Genomic DNA, 25377 nt, shown 5'->3' with positions numbered 1-25377 from the left:
AGCCAGCCCTCCTTTACGGCAGGATTTCTTTGATCTGGAGGCTGTTCTGCTCGACGAGCTCGTGGAACGGCTCGAGGGTGCGCACGTCGACGCCCTCGCTGGCATGGCGCTGGGCCAGACTCATCACCGCCGCCGACGCGTCGTCCACGGGGGCGGCCACCGACTGGATCAGGGTCTCCGCCAATTCCACCACGGTCAATCCCGAGGAGATGCCCGAAGGCGGCGCGTCGAGGGCGAAGCGCTCCTGCAGGCTGGCGCCCAGTTCCACGCCCATCAGCGAATCGAGGCCGATCTCGGAGAGATGGCGCACGCGGCTGATATCGTCCTTGGGCAGGCGCAGGATGCGGGCGATGTCCTCGACGATGGCGTCGGAGACGGTCTTGCGCACGGCATCGAGGTCCTGGCTCTTGAGCAGGCCGCCGATATCGATGGTGGCCACCGTGCCGGCTTCCGCCTGCTGGTCCGAGCCGAGGTCGCCGTAGCTCGGGGAGCGCATGGTGGCGAGGCGCTCGCGCGCCTTGCCCCAGTGCATCGACGCGATGGCGAGGACGGCATCGTCGGGTGACGAGCCCTGTCCTTCCAGGGCCTCGGCCATGAGATCGAGGGAGCGGCGGGCGTCCATCGGCGTGACGCCGACACGGCCCGCCAGGGTCTCCATCACCGCGCGGTTGCGGGCGAGCACGCCGACATCGCCGATGGCGCCCCAGGCGACCGCGAGGGCGGGCAGTCCCAGCGCGCGGCGACGACGGGCGAGGCCCTCCATGAAGCCGTTGGCGGCGACATAGGCGCCCTGTCCCGGATTGCCGATGAAGGTCGTTGCCGACGAGAACAGGACGAAATAATCGAGCGACCGGCCCCGCGTCGCGGCGTCGAGATGCTCGGCCCCGACGACCTTCGGGCGGATCACCGCGTCGAGGGAAGCGGCGTCGAGATTGGCGATGAGGCCGTCCTGCAGCACCATCGCCCCGTGGATCACGCCGGCGAGCTTGCGGCCGCCGCTTTCGACCTCCTCGATAAGGTCGTCCACCGCCCGGCGGCTGGTGATGTCGCAGGCCATCGCGGCGACGCTGACGCCGCGGACCGCGAGATCGGCCACCACCTGCTTGGCTTCCGGACTCGATGCGCCCTTTCGCCCGACGAGCACGAGGTGACGGGCTCCCCGGTCGGCGAGCCACCGGGCCGCCTCGATGCCGAAGCCGCCGAGCCCGCCGGTGACGACGTGCACGCCCTCCGCCGAGACCCGGAAGTCGGACTTGCGCTCGACCACGATGCTGCCCGGCTTCGGCGGGGCGATGACGATCTTCCCCACATGCCCGGATTGCTGCATCAGCCGGAACGCGTCCGAGACCTCGTCGGCGGTGAAGGGCTGGAACGGCAGGGGCTTGAGACCGCCTTCCGTGAACAGGGCCATCACTTCGCGGAACAGGCGCGCTCCGTCCTCACCCTGGTGCTGGAGCACCTGATCGAGGTCGACGCCGAAATACGACAGGTTCCGGCGGAACGGCCGCAGGCCGATATGGGTGTTGGCGACGTAGTCGCGCTTACCCAGTTCGATGAAGCGGCCGAACGGCTTCAGGCAGTTCAGGCTGCGCTCCATCGCCTCGCCGAACAGGCTGTTCAGCACCACGCCGACGCCATCGCCGGTGATGCGGCGGACCTCGTCGACGAAGGCCAGCGAGCGGGAATCGAGGACGTGCTCGGCCCCCAGCGCCTTCACGAGCGCCCGCTTCTCGCGCGAGCCGGCGGTGGCGATGACGCGCGCGCCCTTCAGCTTGGCGATCTGCAGGGCGGCAAGACCGACGCCGCCGGCGCCGCCATGGACCAGCACCCACTCGCCGCGCCGCAGGCGGGCGCAGCTGACGAGGCTGTAATAGGCCGTGAGGAAGGCGACCGGCACGGTCGCCGCCGCCTGCGGGTCGAGGCCGGGAGGGCTCGGCGCCACGACGAGTTCGGGCACGACGATGTGAGTCGAGAAGCCCGACTGGGCGAAGGCGACGACGCGATCGCCGACCTTGAACGCCGCGGCGCCCTTGCCCACCGAAACCACACGGCCGGCGACTTCGAGACCCAGGCGCGGTCCGGCGAAGCCGTCCTCGAGGATCTCCTCGGGAAGCATCGACAATGCCCAGAGCACGTCGCGGAAATTGAGGCCGGTGGCCTCTACGGCGATCTCGACCTCGCCGCGTCCGGGAGTGCGCCGCTCGGCCGGCCCCCAACGCATGTCGTTGAGACCTCCCGTGGCGCTGCGCTCCAGCTGCGCGGCCGGCGCGGGCACCGCATCGACGGCAGGGCGGCGCGAGAGTTGCCCCGGCGAGAACCGGATTACGCGGGTGGCATCGACGTCGAGGACGATCTCCGTCTCGGGGGTGCCCGACAGGATCACGTCGCGCAGGCGCTCGGAGGCGATCTTGGTCGGCATCGCCTCGGTGAGGTCGATGCGGCGGATGTCGAGATTCGCCACCTCGTTGGCGAGGGTGCGGGTGAAGGCCCAGAGACCGGCTTCCACCGCGCCCGCCCCGTCATGGCGCGTCGCGCCGGGACAGACGACCCAGAGACGGGTCTGCCGCGTCCCGAGATGCTCGACACAGCGCTTGAGGCCGAGGCAGCGCTCGCGCAGCCGGTCTGCTGCCTCACCGCCGGAACCGAAGGCCCCGGCGAGGAACACCACCGTGTCGGGGGTCTCACGTTCGAGTTCGAGCAGGGATTGCTCGGAATCGAGGATGATCGAGACGTGGACGCCGGCGGCGACGAGGAGCGTCGCCAGCGAGGAGGCGGTTTCGGCTGCGAAAGAATCCCGCGATCCGATGATGAAGGTGAAGGTCTGGCCGGTGGCGGCCTTGGCCCGCACCGGCGCCTCGGCGAGGAAGAGAAGATCGTCACCATTGGCCGAGGCGGCCCGGTCGACGGCGATGCGCACGAGGCCGGTATCGCTGAGCGAACGCTGCCAGCCGGTGATGTCGTCGAGGCGACCCAGCGGCATGCCGTCCACGCTCTCGAACCAATCCGGCATCAGGCCGAAGACGAGGTCGCGGAACAGCGACGCACCCGGTTCCACCGCCAAGAGGAACCCGCCGGTGGCGAGGGCATCGGCGACCTTGCCGAGGAGACCGCGCTCGGATCGGTGCAAGACGTTGCTCGCCAGGATCGCGTCGAAGCCGCCCTCAGTCAGGTCGGTTTCGTCCTCGATCACGGTGACGCCGCGGGGCAGGGCGAGGCGGGCGCGCTCGGCGAGGCGCCGATCGGTCTCGAACACGGTGAACTGGGCGGCGATGTCGTCGGCGATGGCGGCGGCCTGCGCTGAGAGCGGCCCGAACCCGACCTGGAGAAGGCGCAGCGAGCGGTCCTTCGGCAGGTCCGCTCGTGCTCCCTCGCAGACAGCCGCGATGACGTCGGACGATGCGCGGGCGGTGGCGCTGCGCAGGACGAAGGCGTCGAGGGCGTTCTGCGACAGGGTCGGCGGACTAGCGAGTTCACCGGCTACGAGGCGAGCGACCACGGCGCCGAGATCCGCGGTGAGCACCAGCTCGGCGGAGAGTTCGGGATGGTCGGCCGCGATCCAGCGCATGATTTCGTCGGGCGCGGGCAGGGTGACGTCCTTGCGCAGGGTCCAGCGCGTTCCGTCGAGGGTGGCGAGCCCGCTGCTCTCGAGGGCGTAGAGGGCGTTCAGCAGCCAGGGCCGCATCGCCTCCGGCACACGCTCGTCGATGGCGACGGTGCCCGAGCGCTGCAGCCCCTCGGCCATGCGGTAGGCCAGCGAAGTGGCCCAGCCTTCGAGGAGGAGATGGCCCGGCGAGAGGGCCGCATCCGCCGGGGCGAGGGCCGCCTTGATGCCGGGCCGGACGGCATCGGCGATTCGGGCACGCCGGTCGAGGGGGATCGCGGTGGGTTCGGTGGCGAGTTCGGACCGCTGCGCGATGGCATAGGCGGCGAGATCCTGACCGGACTTGGTGCGCAAGGCCTGGAAGCGGCCTTCGCGCAGGGTGGCGATCACCTCGCCCGCCTCGTCCACCAAGGTGAAGTCGGCCAGGATGCTGCGCTCGTTGCAGCGCCGGGTGCGGATCATCGCCCGCGCGATGACCGCGCCCGGCCGGATCAGCCTGATCTCGCCGAAGCGCACCGGAACGTAGGCCTTGGTCGAGCCCTCGCCCATCAGGTCGGCGAAGAGCAGGATCAGGCCGTGGAAACAGGCGTCCAGCCGCGCCGGCACGAGGCCGAACCGGAGATCGGCTTCGGCCGGCTTCAATTGGGAGACGATGGTCGTCTCGTCCACGCGTGCGCTGAGGGCGACCTGCCGGAAGCTCGGCCCGAAATCGAGGCCGGAGGCGGCGGCGAGGCAATAGAGCCCGGCACCCTCGACGGCGTTCTCGGCCGGGATGTCGATGTCCTGCCGCGGCCGGGCGGCGAAGGTGCCGTCCACGACCTTGGCGGAGGCGTGCAGCTGCCAGCCCGCCTGGGTCAGGCGCGGCCGGCTCAGGATCTGGATCTGATTACCGCTGCCGGAGAGCCGAACGGCGACCTCGCGAAGTGCCTCCTCGGCGAAGACCATCGGCGACAGGATCTCGAACTCGGCCAGCACGACGTCGTCGCTGCGCATGGCTTCGCGGGCGACGCCCAGCGCCATCTCGATGAAGGCCGCACCCGGCAGGATCGCCTGGCCGTCGATGCGGTGATCGTCGAGGTCGGGCACCGTGGCGATATCCACATGGCCGAGCCATTCGAGCCCGTCCGGCGACAACCGGGAACCGTAGAGCGGGTGATAGACACGGGCGGTCGCCGCACCGACGCCTTCCGATGTCTCGGACAGGCGGAAGGGCCGGCGCTGCCACGGATACGACGGCAGGACGACGTCGCCCTTCGGGTTCTCGCCGAAGACCACCGCCTCGTCGACGGCGGCACCGTGGACGAGGGCCGAGGCCAGGGCGCGGGCGAAGGGGTCGCTGCCGACGGGCTTGTTGGTGAGAACGCCCACCGTGGCGTTCTCGATACCGAGGGGCTCGATGCAGTCACCGATATGCGGCAGCAGGGTCGCACGCGGACCGACCTCGACGAAAATCCGGGCACCCTTGCGGGTCGCTTCCTGGACCGCATCGGAGAAGCGCACCGGCTCGCGGATGTTGCGCCACCAATAGCCGGCGTCGAACTCCCCCCCGGGGAGCACCGTGCCGGTCACGGTGGACACCATGGCGATAGCGCCAGGATGAGGCGTGAGCCCGGCGAGATCGCGCAGCAGCGGCTTCTCGGTCGGGTTCATCAGCCGGCCGTGGAAGGGATAGGCGAGGTCGAGCTTGCGGCCACGGCGGCGCTTGCGCGCCAGCGCCTTCATGGCCGCGTCGATATCGGCGACGGGGCCCGCCACGGTGACGGCCTTCGGGCTGTTATAGGCCGCGATGTCGAGGCTCGGATAATCCTTGAGGAAGATCTCGATCTCCTCCACGGGCGCCAGCAGCACCGCCATGGTGCCCAGACCCCGCGTCGTCTCCTGATGCTGGCTGCGGTAGAAGATGACCTTCACCGCCTGTTCCAGGCTCAGGATGCCGGCACCCTCGGCGGCCGCGATCTCGCCGACGCTGTGACCGAGGACGAAGGAGGGGACGAGGCCGGCGGCCTTCAGGGCCGTGGTCGAGGCGCTGGAGATCGCGAAGATCAGGGGCTGCGAGACCCGGGTGAGGACCATGCGCTCGGCGAGGTCCTCGGCGAACAGGGCTTCCTTCAGCGACCAGCCGGAGATCTCGGCGAACAGAACGTCGATCCGGTCGAAGGCGGATTGGAAGGTGGCGCTGCGCTCATACGCCTCGCGGCCCATCCCGACCCATTGGCTGCCGTTGCCGGAATAGACGAAGGCGACCTCCGCATTGCGGTCCACGGCAGTGCCGACGCGGGCAATGTCGGTCTCCTCGGCATCGGCGACCGCGCGCAAGGTGGCGGGCAGGTCGGCGTCGAGGGGCATGGCGAGGCGGGTGGACAGGCGCTCGCGCCGATGGGCGGCGGCGGCGGCGATGCGCACGGTCTGGGCGTCATCGGCCTGCTCGAACCGCTCGGCGTAGTCGAGGGCGAGTTCGTTGAGGGCCGCACGGCTCTGGGCCGAAAGAAGCAGCAATTCGGGCGGGCGCCCGGCATCGCTCGCGGCGGGGGCCGGCGCCCCGTCGGTGAGGACGATATGGGCGTTGGTGCCGCCGAAGCCGAACGAGTTGACGCCGGCGAAACGCTCGCCGCGGCCACGCGGGATCGCCAACGGCGCGGTGACCACCGAGAGATTGAGCTTGGTGAAGGGGATGTCGGGATTGAGCTCGGCCGCGTGAAGCGAGGGCGGCAGCAGATCGTGCTCCAGGGCGAGACTCGCCTTGAGCAGGCCGGCGAGCCCCGAGACCGGCTCGGTATGGCCGATGTTGCTCTTGATCGAGCCGATCGGCAGCGGCTCCTTGCGGGGACGTCCGATCTTTCCGCCGATGGCGCCGGCCTCGATCGGATCGCCCACCGCCGTGCCGGTGCCGTGCGCCTCCACGAAGGCAACCGCGTCGAAATCGATCTCCGCCTCGCGGTAGACTTGTTCGAGCAGGGCACCCTGTGCGTAGCCGGAGGGCAGGGAGATGCCGGTGGTCCGGCCGTCGGAATTTACGCCGCTCGCCGCGATGACGCCGCGCACGGTATCGCCGTCGCGGGCCGCCTGACGCGCCGATTTCAGCACGAGAACGACGCCGCCCTCGGACCGGACATAGCCGTCGGCATTGGCCGAGAAGGCCTGGCAGAGTCCGGTGCGCGACAGCATCTGCGCGTTGGAGAAACAGATGAAGTTGAACGGGCTCGCGAGCAGGTTCACGCCTGCGACCACCGCGGTGTCGATCCGGCCGCTGGCGATCGCCGCGACGGCGGCATCGAGCGCCACGAGGGAGGAGGAACAGGCCGTATCGACGGTGAAGCTCGGCCCCTTCAGGTCGTAGATATAGGAGATCCGGTTGGACAGGATCGAGAGCGTGTTGCCGGTCGCCGCATAGGCATCGCCCGACGACGTATCGAGGACGCGCAGGTTGCCGTAGTCGAGGGACGAGGCGCCCACGAACACGCCGATCTGCGACCCCGCCACGGCGGAGGGACGCAAACCCGCATCCTCCAGGGCCTCCCAGGTCAGTTCGAGGAGAAGCCGCTGCTGCGGGTCCATCTGCTCGGCCTCGCGCGGCGAGATGCCGAACACGCCGGGATCGAACGACCAGATGTCGTCGAGAACGCCCGCCGACCACGTGTAGCTCTTGCCGCGCTCCTGAGCGCGCGGGTGACCGAAGCGCTCCAGCGACCAGCGATCCTCAGGGATGCGGCCAACGGCGCATCGTCCTTCGCTCAGAAGCTGCCAGAGGCCGTCGACGCTGGCAGCGCCGGGCAACCGGCACGAACGGCCGACGATCGCTATGTCTGTACGTTTGATCACGTTCGATTCGCACACGCTCTTGATCGAGGAAACCACCGTCTCGCACTCGCAACGGACCGGCGACCCTGTGATGCATAATATGCAGCCGGAACCGTGTCCAACCCATGGCAGCTTTGCTGCAGCACGGAGGCCAGGCAGACATCAGGATACGGGCAGTCTCAAGGGCTGATATAAATCACACACCCTGCATCAGACACGTCGACGATAGAACATTCCAATCATCGATCCCGCCAGAAGCATACGGACCAGATCGATCATCTGCAAAAAAGCCGCGACATTACATCGATTGAAACAATCACATCACAAAAATGGGATGGATCGATCAATATGGAAAATTCATGACACCACCGTGCTTACCTCAAGCAGAATCTTTCTTTTAACATGTATTTTAAGAAACATAACTTATTATGAATTTCAACTATTACAGATATAAATTTGAATTTATGAATAAGAATGGCCAATATTATTGTTTAATTTTCTGCCGAAATCATAACCCATCAAGTATCTAGCCGATCTTGAGCCGGCCGTGAAAATCAACCTCGTGCCGAGCCTGCCGTCTACTCCACCCCTTGTCGCCGCAGCGCAACATGACAGCCGCGTCCCAGGCCTCGTGGGAGGAGGCGGCGCCATCGGAGAAAGCGGGCTTGCGCTACTGGAACACGTTCTTTCCGGACGAAAGGCCCTTGACGCCCGTTCCGCCCCAAAGCTATACGCCGCTCCTCGCTGCAGCGGAAACGCTTCAGCCGGGGCGCGTAGCTCAGCGGGAGAGCACTACCTTGACATGGTAGGGGTCACAGGTTCGATCCCTGTCGCGCCCACCATTCCTCTTTCAGTGGAATGGTCGAGAGAACAAAGGCCCCGGAAACGGGGCCTTTTCTCGTTCGTGCCTGGTCCCGGACCGGTTTTCACGCACTCGGCACAACCTGCACGGGATCCTGTCGACGAGTCTGGTCCGATGTAGTCGTGGTTCGATCGGCCGATGCCCGCCACTGTCACGCTTGCGTGAGCCGAAGGCCCGGTCACAGAACCGCCTCAGACAGATCGTGTAAGACGAGCGCGTTCATTCGGTGCCGGGCATCTCGGCCAGCGGTCCCGGATGCCGGAGATGATGATGAGCCGAAACTTGGCATTCTCGAATGCGGTCGGACGGTTCGGTCTTGGATGCGGCGCCATCGATCTATCCGCCGTGGACGATCCGCGCGGTTACGTCCGTGCCCAGCTCGACATGCCGCTGACGGTCCCCGAAGCCACGCTGATGTCCAGCAGCGACCAGTTGCAGGCGATGATGCAACGCCGTCAGATCGCGCGGCAACGTCGCGAGGCAATGGCGGATACGGGGTCCGGCAATGCCAAGGTGAAACAGGATGGCGCCATGGCCATGGCACCCGGTACCGAGCCGTCGATGGCTGGCGGCATGATGGAGCCCGAAACCGCAGTCACGCAGGCTCCGACCACGAAAAATCCCGATGAGCTGATCGCTTGGCTGAGACTGGCGGCTGCGACGAAGGCGCCCCTGCACGAGCGGCTGTTCCTGCACTGGAGCAACCACTTCACCGTCGGCGCGGGTAAGGGGAAATCCAGCCTGACGGCAGGCTCGTTCCAGCGTGAAGCCATTCGGCCATTCATTCTCAGCCGCTTTCACGACATGGCCAAGGCGGCGATCCTGCACGCCTCCATGCTCTATTATCTGGACAACGCATCGTCCATCGGGCCCGATTCCAAGGTCGGTCGTATCAAGAAATCCGGCCTCAACGAGAATCTCGGGCGCGAAGTGCTCGAACTTCACACCCTCGGCGTCGACGGTGGCTACAGCCAGGCCGACGTCACCGCCCTGGCCTCCGTCCTCACCGGCTGGACCGTGGATCTCAAGCCGCAATCCGAGACTTTTGGCGAAGTGGTGTTCCGCGAACGCCAGCATCAGCCCGGGCCGAAGACCATCCTCGGCAAGCGCTACGCCGAGGCGGGAGCCGATGAATTCCTCGCCGTCCTGACCGACCTCGCCCGTCACCCATCCACGGCGCGCTACGTGACGCGGCGGATGGCACGCGCCTTCGTCTCGGAAAAAGTGTCGGACTCGCTGCAAAACAGCCTCGCCAAAGTCTTCAGGGACAGCGACGGCGATCTGAAGGCCGTGACCACCGCCCTGATCCGGAGCGACGAGGCCTGGGCCGCTGCCCCCGTGAAGCTGCGCCCGCCGCTCGAGTTCCTGGCCGCGACCGGCCGCCTCCTCGGGCAAGCGCCGGTCAGACCGTCTCCGAAGGCCTCGCTCCTCGCCATGGGCCAGCCGTTCCTGGCGGCCCCGTCCCCGAAGGGTTGGGCCGAGGAGGACGATGCCTGGGTGACCTCGGACGGGATCAAGAGCCGGATCGACTGGGCGCAGCAATGCGCGACGCTCAACGCGGATCACGTGGACATCCGCAAGCTCGTGGACGACCGGATCGGCAGCTATTTCTCGGACGAGACACGGCGCGTGATCAGGCAGGGGGAAAGCTCCGAACAGGCCTTGGCCCTGCTGATGCTGAGCCCGGAATTCCAGCGGCGCTGAGCGGGTTCGCGTTGGCGAGCCACTGCTTCACCTCGCTCAAGCCTTTGGAATGTCGCAGGTTTCAAGGCGCAAAACCGATGACCACTTTTGCGAAACCTGCTTAGCCGGTCGAGAGGCGATGACCCCATGAACCCTCAGGAACACGCCCACCTGCCGACGCGCCGCAACCTGCTGCTTGGTGCCGGCGCCCTCTTCGCATGGCCCTATGTGCCCAAGGTCTGGGCCGCGTCCGGCCGCGACCCGCGCTTCCTCGTGGTGGTGCTGCGCGGCGGCCTCGACGGCCTCTCGGCGGTGATGCCGGTGGGCGATCCGCAATTCGCGGCGATCCGCTCCGACTTCAAGCTGTCCCCGACGCATACGCCGTTTCGGCTCGACCCGCTGTTCTCGCTCAACCCGGCGATGCCGAACCTGGCGGATCTCTATGCCAAGCGCGAGGCCACGCTGTTCCATGCCGTCGCCACCCCCTACCGCGCCCGCTCGCATTTCGACGCGCAGGAGGTCCTCGAGAACGGGATGACGCGATCGAGTACCGGAGTCGATACCGGCTGGCTCAACCGCGCGCTCTCGCTCATTCCCAAGGCCAAGGGCATCGAGTTGAGGCCGGCCAAGGCTCTCTCCGTGAGCGCAACGACACCGCTGATCCTTCGCGGTCCAGCCCAGGTCGAGACATGGCAGCCACAGACTCTGCCCTACGCCTCGGCCGATACGCTGATGCGGCTTCAGGCCCTCTACGACGACAAGGACCAGGCCCTGGCCAATGCTCTGAGGGAGGGCGTGCAGGTCGACGACTTCATCGCTTCGGATCCCAGCATGGCGGCGATGGGCAAGCAGCCGTTGAAGGGCCCCAACAGCTTCGCCTCGGCCGCCCGCGCCGCGGCCTCGCTCATGGCCCCGGTGACCGGCCCCCGCATCGCCGTGATGAATTTCGACGGCTGGGACACCCACTCTTCGCAAGGCCCCTATGAAGGGCGCCTGGCCAAGAACCTCGCTTCCCTCGATGCCGGCATGGCGGCGATCAAGGAGGGGCTCGGTGCCTCCTGGGCCCAGACATCGGTGCTGATCGTCACCGAATTCGGCCGCACGGTGCATGTGAACGGCTCGTCCGGCACGGATCACGGCACGGCCACGGTCGCCTTCCTCGTCGGTGGAGCGGTGGCGGGAGGGCGGGTGATCGCCGACTGGCCGAGCCTCAAGGAAAGCGCCCTGTTCGAAGGCCGCGATCTCGCTCCGACGATGGATCTGCGCGCCGTGATGAAGGGCCTGCTGATCGACCAGTTCGGCTTCGAGGAGAAGGTTCTTTCCGAGAAGGTCTTCCCCGGCAGCGAGAAAGCGCCCGGCATGAGGGACCTGATCCGGGCCTGACGCGGTCACGGAGACCACTTCGATCCCGCGTCAGAAGGACAATGGTTTCCGTCTGCGCGAAGGAATACCGACGCCACCCGGTTCGTCGATCGCCTCCGGTTTGTCCAAGGAGGTCGCCACCGGCTGCGGCGGCTCGTCCCGGACGCGCGGTGGCGCCACCTTGCCGACGCGCTCGATCCTCACGCCGACATAGTCGCCGCGCCTCCAGGCGAGCTTCACCATGCAGACGAAGTCCCGGCCGATGATGCGGAGCAGGAACGACTCGGGCAGCGCGTGGTAGGCTGGAATACCAAGCTTGGCGCCGGATTTCGAGACGTCCTTCACGGTGCATGGGATTTCCCGACCATCGGGAAGCCGAACGTTGGCTATCCAGTTCGTCGAGTTACGGTCCTCGCGCCGTGACACCGGCTCTGGAGACGTTTCCGTTTCTTTGTCCGACCGCACGTAAGACGCTCCGGCGCTTCACCGTTTCTCGCACCACCATAGGCCGAGAACGTTTACGGACCATGCTTGCTCGGGGTTTCTTTACGGGCTCAGCAGCCGACACGCGCTAGCAAGTCGTCGACCACCCACCTGTGCCGACCGCATCGTTTCCTCTTCCGAATACGAAGGCCACGTCTCGGGGGGGGGAAGAAGCGGTTCATCCCCCCCTGAGGCGGCGAGAGCCGGGGGCATATGTCGCGAGAGATGGGCCCTCCGGACACAGACGGCCATAATCCAACCGCAGCAGCATGTTTTCGAGTTCTCGACTTCACGCTTTTCTTATAAAGGAGGCGAGTGTCGGGCCGCCGTTCCCAAACGGTATCGCAGACTACCATTCACACTAAACTTGACAATCGAACGCGACGGCGGGGGCGGCAGTGGCTAAGGGGCGGGAATCGGCCGAAATCATTTCGGCATTGGCAAGTTGCCGAACGGCGTTCATCGGCGTCGCCGTGATGAGCGGGTTGGTGAACATTCTGTATCTGACCGGTTCATTTTTCATGCTCGAAGTCTATGACCGCGTCATTCCGAGCCGGAGCGTTCCGACACTTATCGGCCTCATGATCCTCGCTCTCGTCCTCTACGGATTTCAGGGCGTCCTGGAGACGATCCGCTCGCGGATCCTCGCGCGCGTCGGCGCCTCGCTGGACGAAGCCCTCTCGGCCCGGGTGTTCGACATCGTCGTGCGGGCTCCCCTGAAGGGCGCGACCCCGGGCGATGGGCTGCTGCCCCTGCGCGACCTCGACCAGTTGCGTGCCTTCCTCGGCGGCACGGGGCCCTCGGCCTTCTTCGATCTGCCGTGGATGCCGATCTATGTCTTCATCTGCTTCCTGTTCCACCCGCTCATCGGTATCGCGGCCCTCGTCGGCGCGGCGGTCCTGGCGGTCCTGGCCCTGACCACGGATCGGTCGACCCGCGCCCCGACCCAGACCGCAACCGCCCACGGCATGCGTCGCAACGGCCTCGCGGAAGCCGGGCGCCGCAACGCCGAGGTGCTGGCCGCCATGGGGATGCAGGGACGCTTCGCCGATCGCTGGGGCGGCGCCAACCGCGATTACATGCAGTCTCAGATGGCCGTCTCGGACGTCGCGGGCGGTTTCGGAGCGGGCTCGAAAGTGTTCCGCATGGCACTGCAATCGGGCGTGCTCGCCCTCGGCGCCTGGCTCGTCATCAACAACCTGGCCTCGGCGGGCGTCATCATCGCCTCGTCGATCCTCGTCGCCCGCGCCCTGGCTCCGGCGGAACTCGCCATCGCCAACTGGAAGGGATTCGTGCAGGCGCGCCAGAGCTGGGCACGGCTCTCGGAGTTGTTCGCGCGCCTGCCCGCCGTCGAACAGCCCCATGCTCTGCCCGCTCCGTCGCAGAGCCTCGTGGCCGAAAACGTCACCCTCGCACCGCCGGGAACCCAGCGCATCGTCGTGCAGGATGTCAGCCTGTCCCTGCAGCGGGGGCAGGGGCTCGGAATCATCGGCCCGAGCGCCTCGGGCAAGTCGAGCCTCGTCCGCGCCATCGTCGGCGTCTGGCCGCCCGTGCGCGGCAAGGTCAGGATCGACGGCGCGGCCATCGACCAATGGTCGAGCGCCGATCTCGGGCCACATATCGGCTTCCTGCCGCAGGAGGTGGAGCTGTTTGCCGGCACCATCGCCGAGAACATCGCCCGGTTCGATCCCAATGCCCAATCGGGTGCGGTCATCTCGGCCGCCAAGGCAGCGGGTATCCATGAGATGATTTTGCGCCTGGCGGAAGGCTACGACACCCGGATCGGCGAGGGCGGGGCGGGCCTGTCGGCAGGGCAGCGCCAGCGGGTCGGACTGGCGAGGGCGCTCTATGGCGACCCCTTCCTCGTGGTGCTCGACGAACCCAATTCGAATCTCGATGGGGAGGGCGAGAACGCCCTGACCCAGGCCATCGTCGGGGTGCGGCAGCGCGGCGGCATCTGCATCGTCGTGGCGCACCGCCCCAGCGCTCTGGCCGCCGTCGACATGATCCTGATGATGGCCGACGGGCGCGCCCAGGCCTTCGGCCCCAAGGACGAGGTGCTCAAGCGCGTCCTCCGGTCGACTCCGGCTCCCGCCGCCGAGCCCGTCGCCGCACAACGTACCGGCGCGAACGTCGCCACCCTGCAGGAGAGCGCGTGATGGCCATCGCACTGTCGCCCACCGGACTCCCCGCCGCTCAAATCCGGCCCACCGCCAACGGGTCGATCCGCCGTCACCTCGCCGCCGCGATCGGAGTCGGCGCCGTCCTCGTCATCGGAATCGGCGGCTGGGCCACCTTCACGATGATTTCGGGTGCCGTGATCGCGCCGGGCCAGCTCATGGTCGAATCGGACGTGAAGAAGGTGCAGCACCCCACCGGCGGCGTCGTCGGCGAGTTGCGGGTGAAGGAAGGCGCGCGGGTGAAAGCCGGCGACATCCTGATCCGCCTGGACGAGACCCAGACCCGCGCCAATCTCGACATCATCCTGAAGGCGCTCGATGAGTTCGCAGCCCGTCGGGCGCGTGACGAGGCCGAGCGCGACGGCGCGTCCGAGATCACCTTCCCGCCGGATCTGCTGGCTCGCAAGGCGAAGGATCCGTCCGTCGCCCATCTGGTCGACAGCGAAACCCGCCTGTTCCAAGCCCGCGTCGCCGGCCGCGAGGGCCAGAAGGCGCAGCTGCGCGAGCGCGTCTCCCAGCTCGGCGAGGAGATCAAGGGTCTCACCGAACAGGCCGCCGCCAAGGAGCGGGAAACGGCCTTGATCGGAACCGAGCTGAAGGGCGTGCGCGAGCTCTACGGCAAGAACCTCGTGCCGCTCTCCCGCGTCACCGCCCTGGAACGGGACGGCGCCCGGCTGCAGGGCGAGCGCGGGCAACTCATCGCCTCCACGGCATCCGCCAAGGGCAAGATCACCGAGATCGAGCTGCAGATCTTCCAGATAGACCAGGACATGCGGACCGAGACCGGCAAGGAGCTCGCCGAGATCCGTGGCCGCTGGTCCGAATATGTGGAGAAGCGAATCGCCGCCGAGGATCAGCTCAAGCGTATCGACATGCGCTCGCCCCAGAACGGCACGGTCCACCAGCTGACGGTGCATACGATCGGCGGTCTCGTGGTTCCCAGCGAGCCGGCGATGCTCATCGTGCCCGACGCCGACAAGCTCATCGTCGAGGTCAGGATCCAGCCGCAGGACATCGACAACGTGCGCGTCGATCAGCGCGCTGTCCTACGTTTCCCGGCCTTCAACCAGCGGACGACGCCCGAGATCGACGGGATCGTGAGCCGGGTTTCGGCCGACGTCTCGCAGGACCCGAAGAGCGGCATGACCTACTACACCGCGCGCATCCGCATGACGGAGGATCAGGTGGAGCGCCTCGGCAAGGTCCAGCTCGTGCCCGGCATGCCCGTGGAGGCCTTCATGCAACTCGGGGACCGCTCGGTCATCTCCTACCTGACGAAGCCCCTGACGGACCAGATCGCCAAGGCCTGGCGCGAGCGCTGAGGGCGTCCAACGGCGGACGAGAAGGCCCCGGCCGTGCGCCGGGGCGAAAGTTTGAAGAATCCGCATCCCCGGCAGGTCGGTTGCACCTTGCCTTCAGGCGCTCAAGCCTGATATGGCAACCGCCTTTCCGCGATGCGTGAACTGCCATCGCCGAGGACGCCTTACCGAGGTGCCTCGTTCCCGAGACCCTATGGACAGGCGGCGGGCTCAAACCCGGCCGACGTGAGACCGATGAAGATTCGCAACTCCCTCAAGTCCCTCCGTGGCCGTCACCGCGACAACCAGCTCGTGCGCCGCAAGGGCCGCGTCTACGTCATCAACAAGACGCAGAAGCGCTTCAAGGCCCGTCAGGGCTGAGGCTGCGGGCTGCCCGGCAATTCGGGGCAGCCGCGTCAAGCCGGCCTGTTGACGGCGGCGTGAAGGGCGAGGAAGCTCGCTCTCATGACGCTGTCCCGGCATTTTGGCATTCTGTTCAACGCTGCGCTCCTGAGCGCGGCGATTTTTTCGTTTGGGATGTCGTCAGCCGACGCTCTGCCGCCACAGAGCCAGGGTCGTGAGACCGGACAAGGCAAGGAAAACGGCAAGGATGCACCCAAGAAAGTGCAGGCGCCGAGCCTCGAGGATCTCTATGCGAGGCTGAAGGCGTCCGAGGACGATGCCGAGGCCAAAGGCATCTCCCGCCTGATCGAGCAGCGCCTCGGGCGCTCCGGCAGCGCCACCGCCGACCTTCTCACGGAACGTGCCCGTCAGGCGATGTCGGGCCGCGACTATGCCCTCGCCGTCGAGTTGATGGACCGCGCTACCACCCTCGAGCCGCAATGGGCTGAGGGCTGGAACCGGCGGGCCACGGTGTTCTGGCTTCTCACCGACCAGACCAACGCCGTGGCCGACCTGCAGCGGACGCTGGTGCTGGAACCACGGCATTACGAGGCCTGGGCCGCGCTGGGGCGGATCTATCTGTCCATGGACGACAAGCGTCGCGCCCTGGACGCTTTCCGCCGCGCCGCCGCCATCTATCCGCGCATGGAGAAGCTCCAGAGCGCCATCGACCGGCTTGTCCCTGAGATCGACGGCCGGGACCTGTAACCGGACATGGTTCTCCTCCACTGGCTCGGCCTGATCGCGGGTGCGATGCTCGGGGTGATCGTCAGCGTTCTCGCGGCCGGAGCCCTCGTCACCCTGATCGTCACCTTGCGGGTCGGCGCCCGGTTTCCGCCGCAGGGGCCTTTCATCGAGGTGGATGGCGGGCGGCTCGCCACCATGCAGGCCGGCCCGACGACGTCGTCGAAGGGGACCGTCGTGCTTCTTCACGGAGCCTCCGCCAACGCGGCCGACCCGATGGAAGGCGTCGGCCGCAGGCTCGCCCAGGACGGCTTTCGCGTCATTGCCTTCGACAGGCCCGGATACGGCTGGAGCGACCGCCTCGGCGGCCGTGATGGGGGAAGCCCCGCGGTGCAGGGCCATGCGATCGCACAGGCGGTCGAGCGCATGGGGACCGGCCCGGTGGTCCTGCTCGGCCATTCCTGGTCCGGCGCCCTGGCCACCGCCATCGCCCTCGACCATCCCGAAGTCGTCTCGGGTCTCGTCCTGGTGGCGCCTGTGGCGATGCCGTTTCCGGCCATGGCGCCTCTGCCGTGGTACTACCGTCTCGCCCTGAAGCCTCCGGTCGCATGGCTGCTCAGCCGCACCGTCGCGACACCGATCGGCCTCTACTATCTGGAACGCGCAGGCCGTGCGGCCTTCCGGCCGCAGGAACTCCCCGCGGACTATCTCGAGCGGAGCCGCTCAGCCCTGGTGCTGCGCCCCGCGACGATGCTCGCGAATCTCGAAGACCTGATCGGCCTGCCCTCCGCCTTGGCGGCCCAGGCTCCACGCTACGGTGAGATCGCCGTTCCGACAGTGATCGTCTCCGGCGATGCGGATGCCGCCGTTCCGGCGACGCGCCATGCCGACCCCCTCGCCAAACTCATCCCCGGCGCCCGGCTCGTTCTCCTGCCGGGCATCGGGCACATGGTGCCATACATGGCGACGGACGCCCTCGTGGATGCGGTCGAAGGGCTCGCCACCCGGATCGGCGCGACGAGACATGAGCAGCCCGTCGCGCGCTGATCCGATCAGGCTCTCGCGGCGTGATCGCGGGTGACGAAGGCGATCCGCACGAGGTTGGTGGCGCCCGGTGTCCCGAACGGCACGCCGGCCACCACGATGACCCGGTCGCCGATCTCGGCGAAGCGCTCGCGCACGGCGAATTTCGCCGCGCGGAAGGCCATGTCGTCCACGTCGCTGGCATCGTTGGTGACGATCGGGTGCGTGCCCCAGCACATGGCCAGCCGCCGGGCGGTCTCGCGCTTCGGCGTCAGCGCGATGATCGTGGCGTTGGGCCGCGAGCGGGCGAGACGCAGGGCCGTCGATCCCGAATGCGTCCAGGCCATGATGGCGGTGAGGTTGAGGGCGTCGACCATCTGATGGGCGGCCGCCGCGATGGCGTCCGATGCGGTGGCGTCGGGCTCCGAACGCTGCGCCGTGAGGATCGTCCAGTAGAGGGCGTCACGCTCCACCTGCTCGGCGATGCGGCTCATCATCGAGATCGCCTCGATCGGGAAGGCGCCGGACGCGCTCTCGGCCGACAGCATCACCGCATCAGCACCCTCGTAGACGGCGGTCGCCACGTCCGAGACCTCGGCGCGCGTCGGCACCGGTGCCGTGATCATCGATTCGAGCATCTGCGTCGCGACGACGACGGGCTTGCCGAGGCGCCGCGCACCGCGCGTGATCCGTTTCTGCACGCCCGGCACCTGCTCCAGCGGCATCTCCACGCCGAGATCGCCGCGCGCCACCATGATCCCGTCGGAGATCTCGATGATCTCGTCGAGGCGGGTGAGGGCCTGCGGCTTCTCGATCTTGGCCATGACCAGGGCGCGGCCGGCGGCGACCTTCTTCACCTCGGCCACGTCCTCGGGACGCTGAACGAAGGAGACCGCGATCCAGTCCGCCCCGGCATTGAGCCCGGCTTCGAGATCGCCGCGATCCTTCTCGGTCATCGCCGCCACCGGGATCACGGTGTCGGGCAGGGACACGCCCTTGCGGTTGGAAATCCTGCCCCCGATGACGACCTCGGTCACCGCGCGTCCCTCGGAGACCTCGGTCACGACCAGGCGCAACTTCCCGTCATCGATGATGACGACGTGGCCCGGTTCCAGCGCGGAGAGAATCTCGGGATGCGGCAGGTAGACACGATGGATGTCGCCCGGCGTCGGATCCGAATCGAGCACGAACGAGGCGCCGTTCTCGAGGATGGCGCCGCCCTCGGCGAAGGCGGCGACCCGCAATTTCGGACCCTGGAGATCCACCAGGACCGCGATCGGCCGGCGCAACTCGCGCTCGATGGTACGGATCACCTCGATCTTCTCCGGCAATTTCTCGCGCGGAAGGTGGCTCATATTGAGCCGGAACACGTCCGCACCGGCGCGGAACAGCTTCTCGATCATCTCCGGCGTGTCGGAAGCCGGACCGAGGGTGGCGATGATCTTCGTGCGGCGCGAGCGTTTCACTCCGGTCTCCAAGTTTTTTTGAGGATACCCGTCGGGTTCGAACGACCGATTGGGGGTAGGGGGCCAGAAGCACCGGGGCGGGCCGCGCGTCAAGGTTTTGGCCGTTCCCTCGCAGCGTTTGAGGTATGGATCGTGAATGAAACAACGATCCGACCCCGAGCAGCGGCGACGTCGGAAAAGCTTGGCAGTCGGATCGATCCAAAGCCATAATGCGGCTGCGCGTCGGCGGATCATCGTGCCTTGGTGCGCAACCCAGCATGAAGTTACACTTCCAACGATATGCGGTCCGCTTTACATCACCAGGAAGCTTCCGCTAGGGCCAAGTCTGGCAGCTTGGTTTACGAAGCTGATTTGAATTTCGCAGAACCGGGAAGATCAATGGACAAGCCGGAAAATTCTCCACGTTCCGAGAAAGCTGAAAAAAAACGCACAGCACGTATCGCGGCCCGCAAGGCCGAGAGAAAAGAAAATCGCATACAGGCACGCAAGGCTGAAGAAGTCGCAGCAAAAAAATAGCCGACTACGGAGTCTGCGAAGCGGCCGTCGCTTATTTAATCTGATTCGGGGGTACACGAACAGTGCGCGAAGAAAAAACTACAAAATCACCTTCGAAGCTTCAGCGTATAGTTCGAGATTGCCGTGTAGACATCGAAATGGGTCGCTTTGCAAACGTTCTGGAACGAACGAGCGATCCTGCATTGCTTATCCAGCAGCCTCAAATCTTACTCCAGCGACTGCAGGCGGCGCTACAATTGCCTTCACAGGCGATAATCGATGAAATATCGGCGTCCATACCCGACTATGATATAGAGCCAATGTATAAGGTCGCGGCAATTAAGCTGCTGGCGATTTATCACTGTCCGGACCAGGCCGCCAAGTCCTTGATCGCGGCATCGTCTCTTCACGACAAGCCACGCTTCCTGAACCTCACCAAGCTCATATTCAAGGAACTCCAAGACAAGACCCTAAAACAGGAACTGACACTTCTCGTCGCGAAGGCAAGCGGTGGGGGTACGCTCATCAAACCCGTGCCATCGGAATACAACTTTCTGCCACAACCTGAGAACGAGACCTGGGGATCTGTCGAGCTGGCGTTGGCACCTACGACGCCCCGTCACCATATGGACGGACTCACAGCCTTAGCAGAGAACTTCCGCACACGTGCGTCAAAAGGACGCCAACCGAATGTATTTGAGTATAAAAACGTCTTCACCGACGCCTCCGGTCAAATATGGACTGACAAGGGCGAGATTATTATGTCTCACTCGATACCAATCCCGACCGTCAGTCGGTCTGAAGTCCAGAATTTTTCTGTGGCGTTTGCTGCGAATAGAGGGAATCAAGGCCTGTATCATTGGCTCATCGATTATCTGCCGGGCTTCTCCTGGCTGCGCAACCATGAGATCATGGACGATGAAGACTTTCATATTCTTTTAAACGGTAACCGACCGAAATTCGAAAAAGATATTTTGGACATCCTGCAACTCGGATTACGGGCACACAAGATGAGCCAGCCTGTCTTCGTTGAGCGCCTCCTCGTAGCCCGGGTCGGCTTTCGCGGAATGGTCGGTTGGAGCCATCTCGACAATATCTTCGGTACACTCGGCGAGCGAAGCAGTGCGTTGGCGGAGCAGAACAATATTTCGCTACCTGAGAAGATCTACATCACAAGGAGGGGCGCAGACCGCCGCGTTCTTCTCAACGAGGTCCAAGTGGAAAACGAGGCCAGAGAACGTGGCTTCGAAATTCGAGACTTCGCGACAATCCCAATCTGGCACCAGATAGCCATTGCGCGAAACGCAAAGACAATCATGTCGCCTCATGGGGCGGGATTATCGCATATTGTTTTCTCAAGTCCCGGCACGAAGATCATCGAGCTGCTTCCCATCAAGGATGGAACATACCCACTGAGATTCAATTACGCCAGGATTTCGATCATGAAAGGCCATCGCTATCACGCTTGGGTCGAAGAGCAGCGTCCGACCCTGAATGAATGGACAATTGATTTGCCTCACTTCACGGACTTTCTAGATCGGACGCTCAAGCGCTAGATTTCACGGAAGGCACCCACATTCCTCCAGGATTGGAGCTTTAAGGCGCCCCCGGCTGGCTCGGGTCGGTGAGCTGGATCGTCCAGCTCTTCTGCTCGCCGGTATCGACCTCGTAGAAGCCGTTGCGGTCGTAGCCTCGCGCGAGACAATCCTCGACGCCGCGAATCGTGAATTCGGTGTCGCGGGTGCACATGAGCGAGCGGCCGTTCCACTCGCCACCGCGGGTATAGTCCACCGCGTAGACGTAATAGAACCGCGCGGCGAGAGCGCCGCGCAGCAGGGTTTCACACCCTTTGGGCGCCACGTCCCACCATCCTTCCGTCACCCAGCCCTGCGTATCGCGATATCCCAGCGAGATGCCGACCTTGCTTGCGGTCTGGTTGCACATCCGCAGATCGGCCCGGGCGGGCGAGGCGGTGAGGAAGAGGGCGGCCAGCGGAGAGGCGAGCCAGAGAACCTTCCCCCTCCCCACGCGCGGCGGGGAGGGGGTCGTACGGCGACGGCTCACGCCGTTAACCGACGAGGATGATGCGGCAATCGTTGACATTGGTGCGCGTGGGACCCGGCTGGACGAGATCGCCGATCGTGGCGAAGAACTTCGTCGAATCATTGTCCGCGAGCATCGCAGCCGGATCGAGGCCGGCGGCGCGGGCGCGCTCCAGCGTCGTCGGGTCGACGAGACCGCCGGCCGGGTCGGTGGCCTCGCCGCGTCCGCCGTCGGTGCCGTCTGTATCGGCGGCAATGCCGAGGATACCGGATTCGCCATCGAGGCCGATCGCGAGGGCGAGGGCGTATTCCTGGTTCGGGCCGCCATGGCCCTCGCCGACGATGGTCACGGTGAGTTCGCCGCCGGAGATGATCGCCACCTTGCGGCCGGCCGCCTTCATCTCCTTGGCGAGGGCGGCGTGTTCCGCCGCGACCTCGCGGGCCTCGCCCTCCACGTCGGGGCCGAGCATCACGACCTCGTAGCCGGCGCGCTTGGCCGCCTCCGACGCCGCGTTCAGGGCGTCGATGGGACGGGCGATGATGCGGTACTCGGCCCGGGCGAAGGAGGGGTCGCCCGCCTTCGGGGTCTCGTTGGCCGGATCGTTGAGGAGGGCCTTGGCGGTCTCTGGCAGGGGAATGTTGCGGCGCTCGCAGATCTCGCGGGCGTCGGCGAGCGTCGAGGGATCGGGCACGGTCGGGCCTGAGGCGATCACCGCCGGGTCGTCGTGCGGCACGTCGGAGATGGCCAGCGTCAGGATCGAGCGGGCGTTGCGGGCCATCATGGCCAGACGTCCGCCCTTGATCCGGGAGAGGTGCTTGCGCACCGCGTTGATCTCGTTGATCGGCGCACCCGAGCGCAGCAGCGCCTTGGTCACCGCCTGTTTCTCGGTGAGGGTGAGGTCGCCGGCGGGCGCGATCCAGTTGGCCGAACCGCCGCCCGAGAGCAGCACCAGCACGTCGTCCTCCGGACCGGCATCGGCCGCGATCTTCAGGGCGTCGATGGTGGCGTCGATGCCGGCCTGGTCCGGCACCGGGTGCCCGGCCTCGACCATGCGGATCATCGGGGCATCCTCGCCGTAGCCGTGGCGGGCCACCGCCAGGCCGACGATGCGGCTCTCGTCGACACCGTGCTGCTCCCGGTAGAACCGGCTCGCCACGGCGGCCATGCTGCCGCCGGCCTTGCCGGCACCGAGGATGATCAGCCGGCCGGGCCCCGGCGCGGGCAGGTGCGGCACCAGGCAGCGGGAGGGATGCGCGGCGGCGATCGCCTCGTCGAGGAAACCGAGAAGCAGGCCGCGAGCGGCATCGTGGGACGAAGGGGGGGAAGCGGGCGAGGCGTGTGAAGGCGCGGTCATGGCGTGTCCGTGTCTCATCAAGGTCCGATCGCGCGGGCCGGATTGCTTGTCCGCCGGATTATTGCCGTGGCGGCGCGATCGCCTATACGTGCTGTGCCCGAGCCCTGCCGCCTCGGCAAGCGCGCGATGACGCGACCGGCGGCGTGTTTCCTGCCTGCCCAGGGGGATTTCCTCCCGATCGGCCCTGAAGGACCGTGACCACCTCATGTTTCCGCCGCATCCCGTCGAGACGATCCCAGGCGATCCCGCATCCGGGCTCCTCCTCATCTGCGAGCACGCTTCGAATCACGTACCGGAGGATCTGGCGCAGCTCGGCGTTCCGGAACGGGAATTCGCGCGCCACATCGCCTACGATATCGGCGCGGCGGACGTGACGCGGCGGCTCGCGGCGCATCTCGGCGTGCCGGCCATCCTCACGCGGTTCTCGCGCCTCGTCATCGACCCCAACCGGGGGCGCGAGGACCCGACGCTGGTCATGCGCCTGTCGGATGGTGCGGTGGTGCCGGGCAACGCCCGCATCGACGAAGCCGGCAAGGACGAGCGCATCCGGCGCTTCTACGTGCCGTTCGACGAGGCGGTGGATGCGGCCGTCGCGCGGGCCACGGAGGTAGGCGTGCCGCCTTCCATCGTCACGATGCACAGTTTCACGGCCTCGTGGCGCGGCTATATGCGGCCCTGGCATGTGGGCATCCTGTGGGACGGGGACGACCGGATGAGTGCGCCCCTCATCGCCGGCCTGCGCGCCGACCTGGCCGGGCTGACGGTGGGCGACAACGAGCCCTATGGAGGCGGTCTGCCGGGCGACACGATCGATCGCCACGCCATCGCGCGCGGCCTTCCCAACGCCCTCGTGGAGATCCGGCAGGATCTCATCGCCCTGGAGCCGGGCCAGATCGAATGGGCGGCGCGTTTCGCCAAGCTCCTCCGACCGCTGATGCCGAAAGCCGGCTGACCGTCATTCGGTGATGAACAGAGAGCACATACGAAAGCGGCGGGGCTCACGCCCCGCCGCTTTCGTCATTTGAGCAGACTGTGTTTAGCGGGGGCCGCCGGAGGTGCGGCCGTACTGCCAGACCGGGAAGCTGTTCTGCTCGGCGTTGCCTTCGCGGGCGGAATCGACGCTGCGGCGGCTGACGACCGACCCGGTGGTCAAATCGTCATCGGCGACGACCTGACGGCCTGCACTGCCGGGGGCCGCGTAGGCAGAGATACCCGCGGGCGCAGTATAGCTCTGAGCGAGCGCAGGCGAAGCAACGGCGCCGAGGCTCAAAGCAACAGCGGCAACGGCGGAAGCGAAACGAGTGTTCATGACTGGATCCTATTGAATGTCGCGGTCTCCGTCAGAGGGCGGTGGGCCGTGAGTTCTTGTGTAGCCCCGATGTAGGACGAACCCTGCCGCAACGTCGTGCGGTTTGGCACCTGCATGCGCGAGACGCCGGGCGAGCGCTGAATTGAGGCCTCGCGATGCGCTAGACGCAAGAGAGCGAGGAGCAGCAATCACCGAGATCAAGTGGCATAATGTGATTGCTGTCATCGAGACGAATGGCGACTCGACATCACTTCGTGGTAGTCGCTTGCCGGTTTTCGGCCTTGTCAACAGGTTGCCGACGCCAGGACTTAGGAGAGCAGAGAATTGATATTCAATATCTGCAAGCTTACGGCCGTTTTGCTGATGTTGCTGGCCTTGCCGGCCTCAGCCGGAGACCGCGCCGGGATCGGCTTCATCGGCTATTCCAACACCGGCTCTTATTTCGCCTACGAGGAATTCGGCATCCAGGATGGTTCTGGCTTTGCGTATGCCAATCTGTACGTTCTCGACCTCAAAACCAAGAGCTGGGTCGAGGGCACCCCCTTCCGTCAGGTAATCGAGAACGAGACCGGCAGCATCGCCTCGGCAGTGGCCGGCGTACGGGCCAAGGCCAAGCCCATGCTCGACAAGCTGGACATTGGTGAACCGGTAGATATTGCTGCCCTCAATGCCGATGGTGCACTGAACACCGATATGCGCAAGTTGCGCTTCGGCCGCCCTGGTGACGGCATGGCGGATCCCGATCAGGACTATGAGCTGGTGCTGTCAACAATCGAGGACGGTATTGCCCCGCCAAAATGCGCGGCCCTGGGCGAGGAGTATGTATCGGGCTTTGCCCTTACCTTGACCGTCAATGGAAAAGCTCGCGAGGTTTATCGCGATACCGCGGTGCCGGAGAGCCGTGGCTGCCCGCGGGGCTATCGGCTTTATGCAGTGGTCAGACAGTACGATGGTCTCGTCTCCTTTGCACCCGACATGACGCCAGGTATGGTCGCCATCGTCTCGGTCTATTCGATGGGCTTTGAGGGTCCGGACAGGCGTTTCATCGCTGTTCCAATTGGCAGTTAGCCCTCACGCCTGACGAGATCGCTCGGGTTTGCGCCGCGCCGGGCAATCAGCCTGCAACACTATGTTCCGGGGTTGAGGATTGCGAGCTTGACCAGAACATCCGCGTGCACGGCTTCTACTTCTCCGGTGCGCGCGACGCTCGGTGCGGCTTCCAGAATGGCTTTAGAGCGCCTAACAGAACGGCACCGAGCGTTGCTTTCAGCGTTGGTTTGGCATGGCCAGACCGCTTCTCCCCGATGATCTCTGGGATGAGATCGCTCCGCTCC

General features: G+C 66.0%; 17 protein-coding genes and 1 tRNA gene. 12 read left to right on the top strand and 6 right to left on the bottom strand.

Going from position 1 to position 25377, the window contains the following annotated elements:
- Window positions 1-13: 13 nt before the first annotated feature.
- Entirely contained in the window at window positions 14-7420 is a 7407-nt protein-coding gene (locus ASF08_RS11270) for a type I polyketide synthase (protein ID WP_156629543.1), read from the bottom strand.
- A 746-nt stretch (window positions 7421-8166) separates the two neighbouring features.
- Here ASF08_RS11270 and ASF08_RS11265 point away from each other — a divergent pair.
- The 3 genes from ASF08_RS11265 (at window position 8167) to ASF08_RS11255 (ending at window position 11327) form a co-directional block, all read left to right on the top strand.
- Window positions 8167-8241 (top strand) — tRNA-Val (locus tag ASF08_RS11265).
- 302 nt (window positions 8242-8543) lie between these two features.
- Window positions 8544-9965 carry a DUF1800 domain-containing protein gene (locus ASF08_RS11260; RefSeq protein WP_244474507.1) on the top strand — a complete coding sequence of 474 codons (1422 nt, stop codon included), beginning with the start codon at window positions 8544-8546 and terminating at the stop codon, window positions 9963-9965.
- A 126-nt stretch (window positions 9966-10091) separates the two neighbouring features.
- Window positions 10092-11327 (top strand): DUF1501 domain-containing protein, encoded by a 1236-nt coding sequence (locus tag ASF08_RS11255; RefSeq protein WP_018044371.1) that lies wholly within the window; start codon window positions 10092-10094, stop codon window positions 11325-11327.
- Window positions 11328-11357: 30 nt separating this feature from the next.
- Here the strand turns inward: ASF08_RS11255 and ASF08_RS11250 are convergent, their stop codons facing one another.
- On the bottom strand, window positions 11358-11732 hold the full coding sequence (locus ASF08_RS11250) for a PilZ domain-containing protein (protein ID WP_244474509.1): 375 nt from the start codon (window positions 11730-11732) through the stop codon (window positions 11358-11360).
- A gap of 533 nt (window positions 11733-12265) precedes the next feature.
- On the opposite strand from ASF08_RS11250, the gene ASF08_RS11245 reads away from it, so the two are divergent.
- The 5 genes from ASF08_RS11245 (at window position 12266) to ASF08_RS11225 (ending at window position 17400) form a co-directional block, all read left to right on the top strand.
- Complete coding sequence (locus ASF08_RS11245) at window positions 12266-13948, top strand: type I secretion system permease/ATPase (protein ID WP_238253750.1); 1683 nt, start codon at window positions 12266-12268, stop codon at window positions 13946-13948.
- Entirely contained in the window at window positions 13948-15291 is a 1344-nt protein-coding gene (locus ASF08_RS11240; protein ID WP_018044368.1) for an HlyD family type I secretion periplasmic adaptor subunit, read from the top strand. Before ASF08_RS11245 ends, ASF08_RS11240 begins: the two co-directional genes overlap by 1 nt.
- 231 nt (window positions 15292-15522) lie before the next feature.
- On the top strand, window positions 15523-15648 hold the full coding sequence (gene ykgO / locus ASF08_RS11235; protein ID WP_003601867.1) for a type B 50S ribosomal protein L36: 126 nt from the start codon (window positions 15523-15525) through the stop codon (window positions 15646-15648).
- A gap of 156 nt (window positions 15649-15804) precedes the next feature.
- Window positions 15805-16377, top strand: coding sequence for a tetratricopeptide repeat protein (locus ASF08_RS11230; RefSeq protein ID WP_156629541.1), 573 nt, complete (start codon window positions 15805-15807; stop codon window positions 16375-16377).
- A gap of 6 nt (window positions 16378-16383) precedes the next feature.
- The gene (locus ASF08_RS11225; RefSeq protein WP_056145094.1) at window positions 16384-17400 is read left to right on the top strand and encodes an alpha/beta fold hydrolase; all 1017 of its coding nucleotides are present in this window, start codon (window positions 16384-16386) and stop codon (window positions 17398-17400) included.
- Between the two features lie 5 nt (window positions 17401-17405).
- Here the strand turns inward: ASF08_RS11225 and pyk are convergent, their stop codons facing one another.
- Entirely contained in the window at window positions 17406-18842 is a 1437-nt protein-coding gene (gene pyk, locus ASF08_RS11220; RefSeq protein ID WP_018044365.1) for a pyruvate kinase, read from the bottom strand.
- 378 nt (window positions 18843-19220) lie between these two features.
- Here pyk and ASF08_RS24720 point away from each other — a divergent pair, with 378 nt between their 5' ends.
- Window positions 19221-19358 carry a hypothetical protein gene (locus ASF08_RS24720; RefSeq protein WP_156629540.1) on the top strand — a complete coding sequence of 46 codons (138 nt, stop codon included), beginning with the start codon at window positions 19221-19223 and terminating at the stop codon, window positions 19356-19358.
- Between the two features lie 137 nt (window positions 19359-19495).
- On the top strand, window positions 19496-20893 hold the full coding sequence (locus ASF08_RS11215) for a glycosyltransferase family 61 protein (protein ID WP_082473161.1): 1398 nt from the start codon (window positions 19496-19498) through the stop codon (window positions 20891-20893).
- Between the two features lie 40 nt (window positions 20894-20933).
- On the opposite strand, the gene ASF08_RS11210 is transcribed toward ASF08_RS11215, so the two are convergent.
- Together ASF08_RS11210 and ASF08_RS11205 are read right to left on the bottom strand one after the other, a co-directional pair.
- Window positions 20934-21365: a DUF1036 domain-containing protein gene (locus tag ASF08_RS11210; protein ID WP_018044363.1), complete on the bottom strand. Its 432-nt coding sequence runs from the start codon at window positions 21363-21365 to the stop codon at window positions 20934-20936.
- 40 nt (window positions 21366-21405) lie between these two features.
- Entirely contained in the window at window positions 21406-22734 is a 1329-nt protein-coding gene (locus ASF08_RS11205) for a glycerate kinase type-2 family protein (protein WP_056145088.1), read from the bottom strand.
- Window positions 22735-22939: 205 nt separating this feature from the next.
- On the opposite strand from ASF08_RS11205, the gene ASF08_RS11200 reads away from it, so the two are divergent.
- Window positions 22940-23686, top strand: coding sequence for an N-formylglutamate amidohydrolase (locus ASF08_RS11200; protein WP_056145085.1), 747 nt, complete (start codon window positions 22940-22942; stop codon window positions 23684-23686).
- 84 nt (window positions 23687-23770) lie between these two features.
- Here ASF08_RS11200 and ASF08_RS11195 read toward each other — a convergent pair whose 3' ends face one another.
- A complete protein-coding gene (locus ASF08_RS11195) occupies window positions 23771-24043 on the bottom strand; it encodes a hypothetical protein (protein WP_056145082.1) in 273 nt (90 codons plus the stop codon).
- 324 nt (window positions 24044-24367) lie between these two features.
- Between ASF08_RS11195 and ASF08_RS11190 the strand changes: the two genes are divergently transcribed.
- Window positions 24368-25111 (top strand): DUF2259 domain-containing protein, encoded by a 744-nt coding sequence (locus ASF08_RS11190; RefSeq protein WP_056145078.1) that lies wholly within the window; start codon window positions 24368-24370, stop codon window positions 25109-25111.
- Window positions 25112-25377: the final 266 nt, after the last annotated feature.

Origin of the sequence: Methylobacterium sp. Leaf85, from assembly GCF_001422125.1 — a bacterium.
GTDB lineage: Bacteria > Pseudomonadota > Alphaproteobacteria > Rhizobiales > Beijerinckiaceae > Methylobacterium > Methylobacterium bullatum.
The sequence above is the reverse complement of the archived record's forward strand: the minus strand, read 5'-3'. Positions and strand labels throughout refer to the sequence as shown.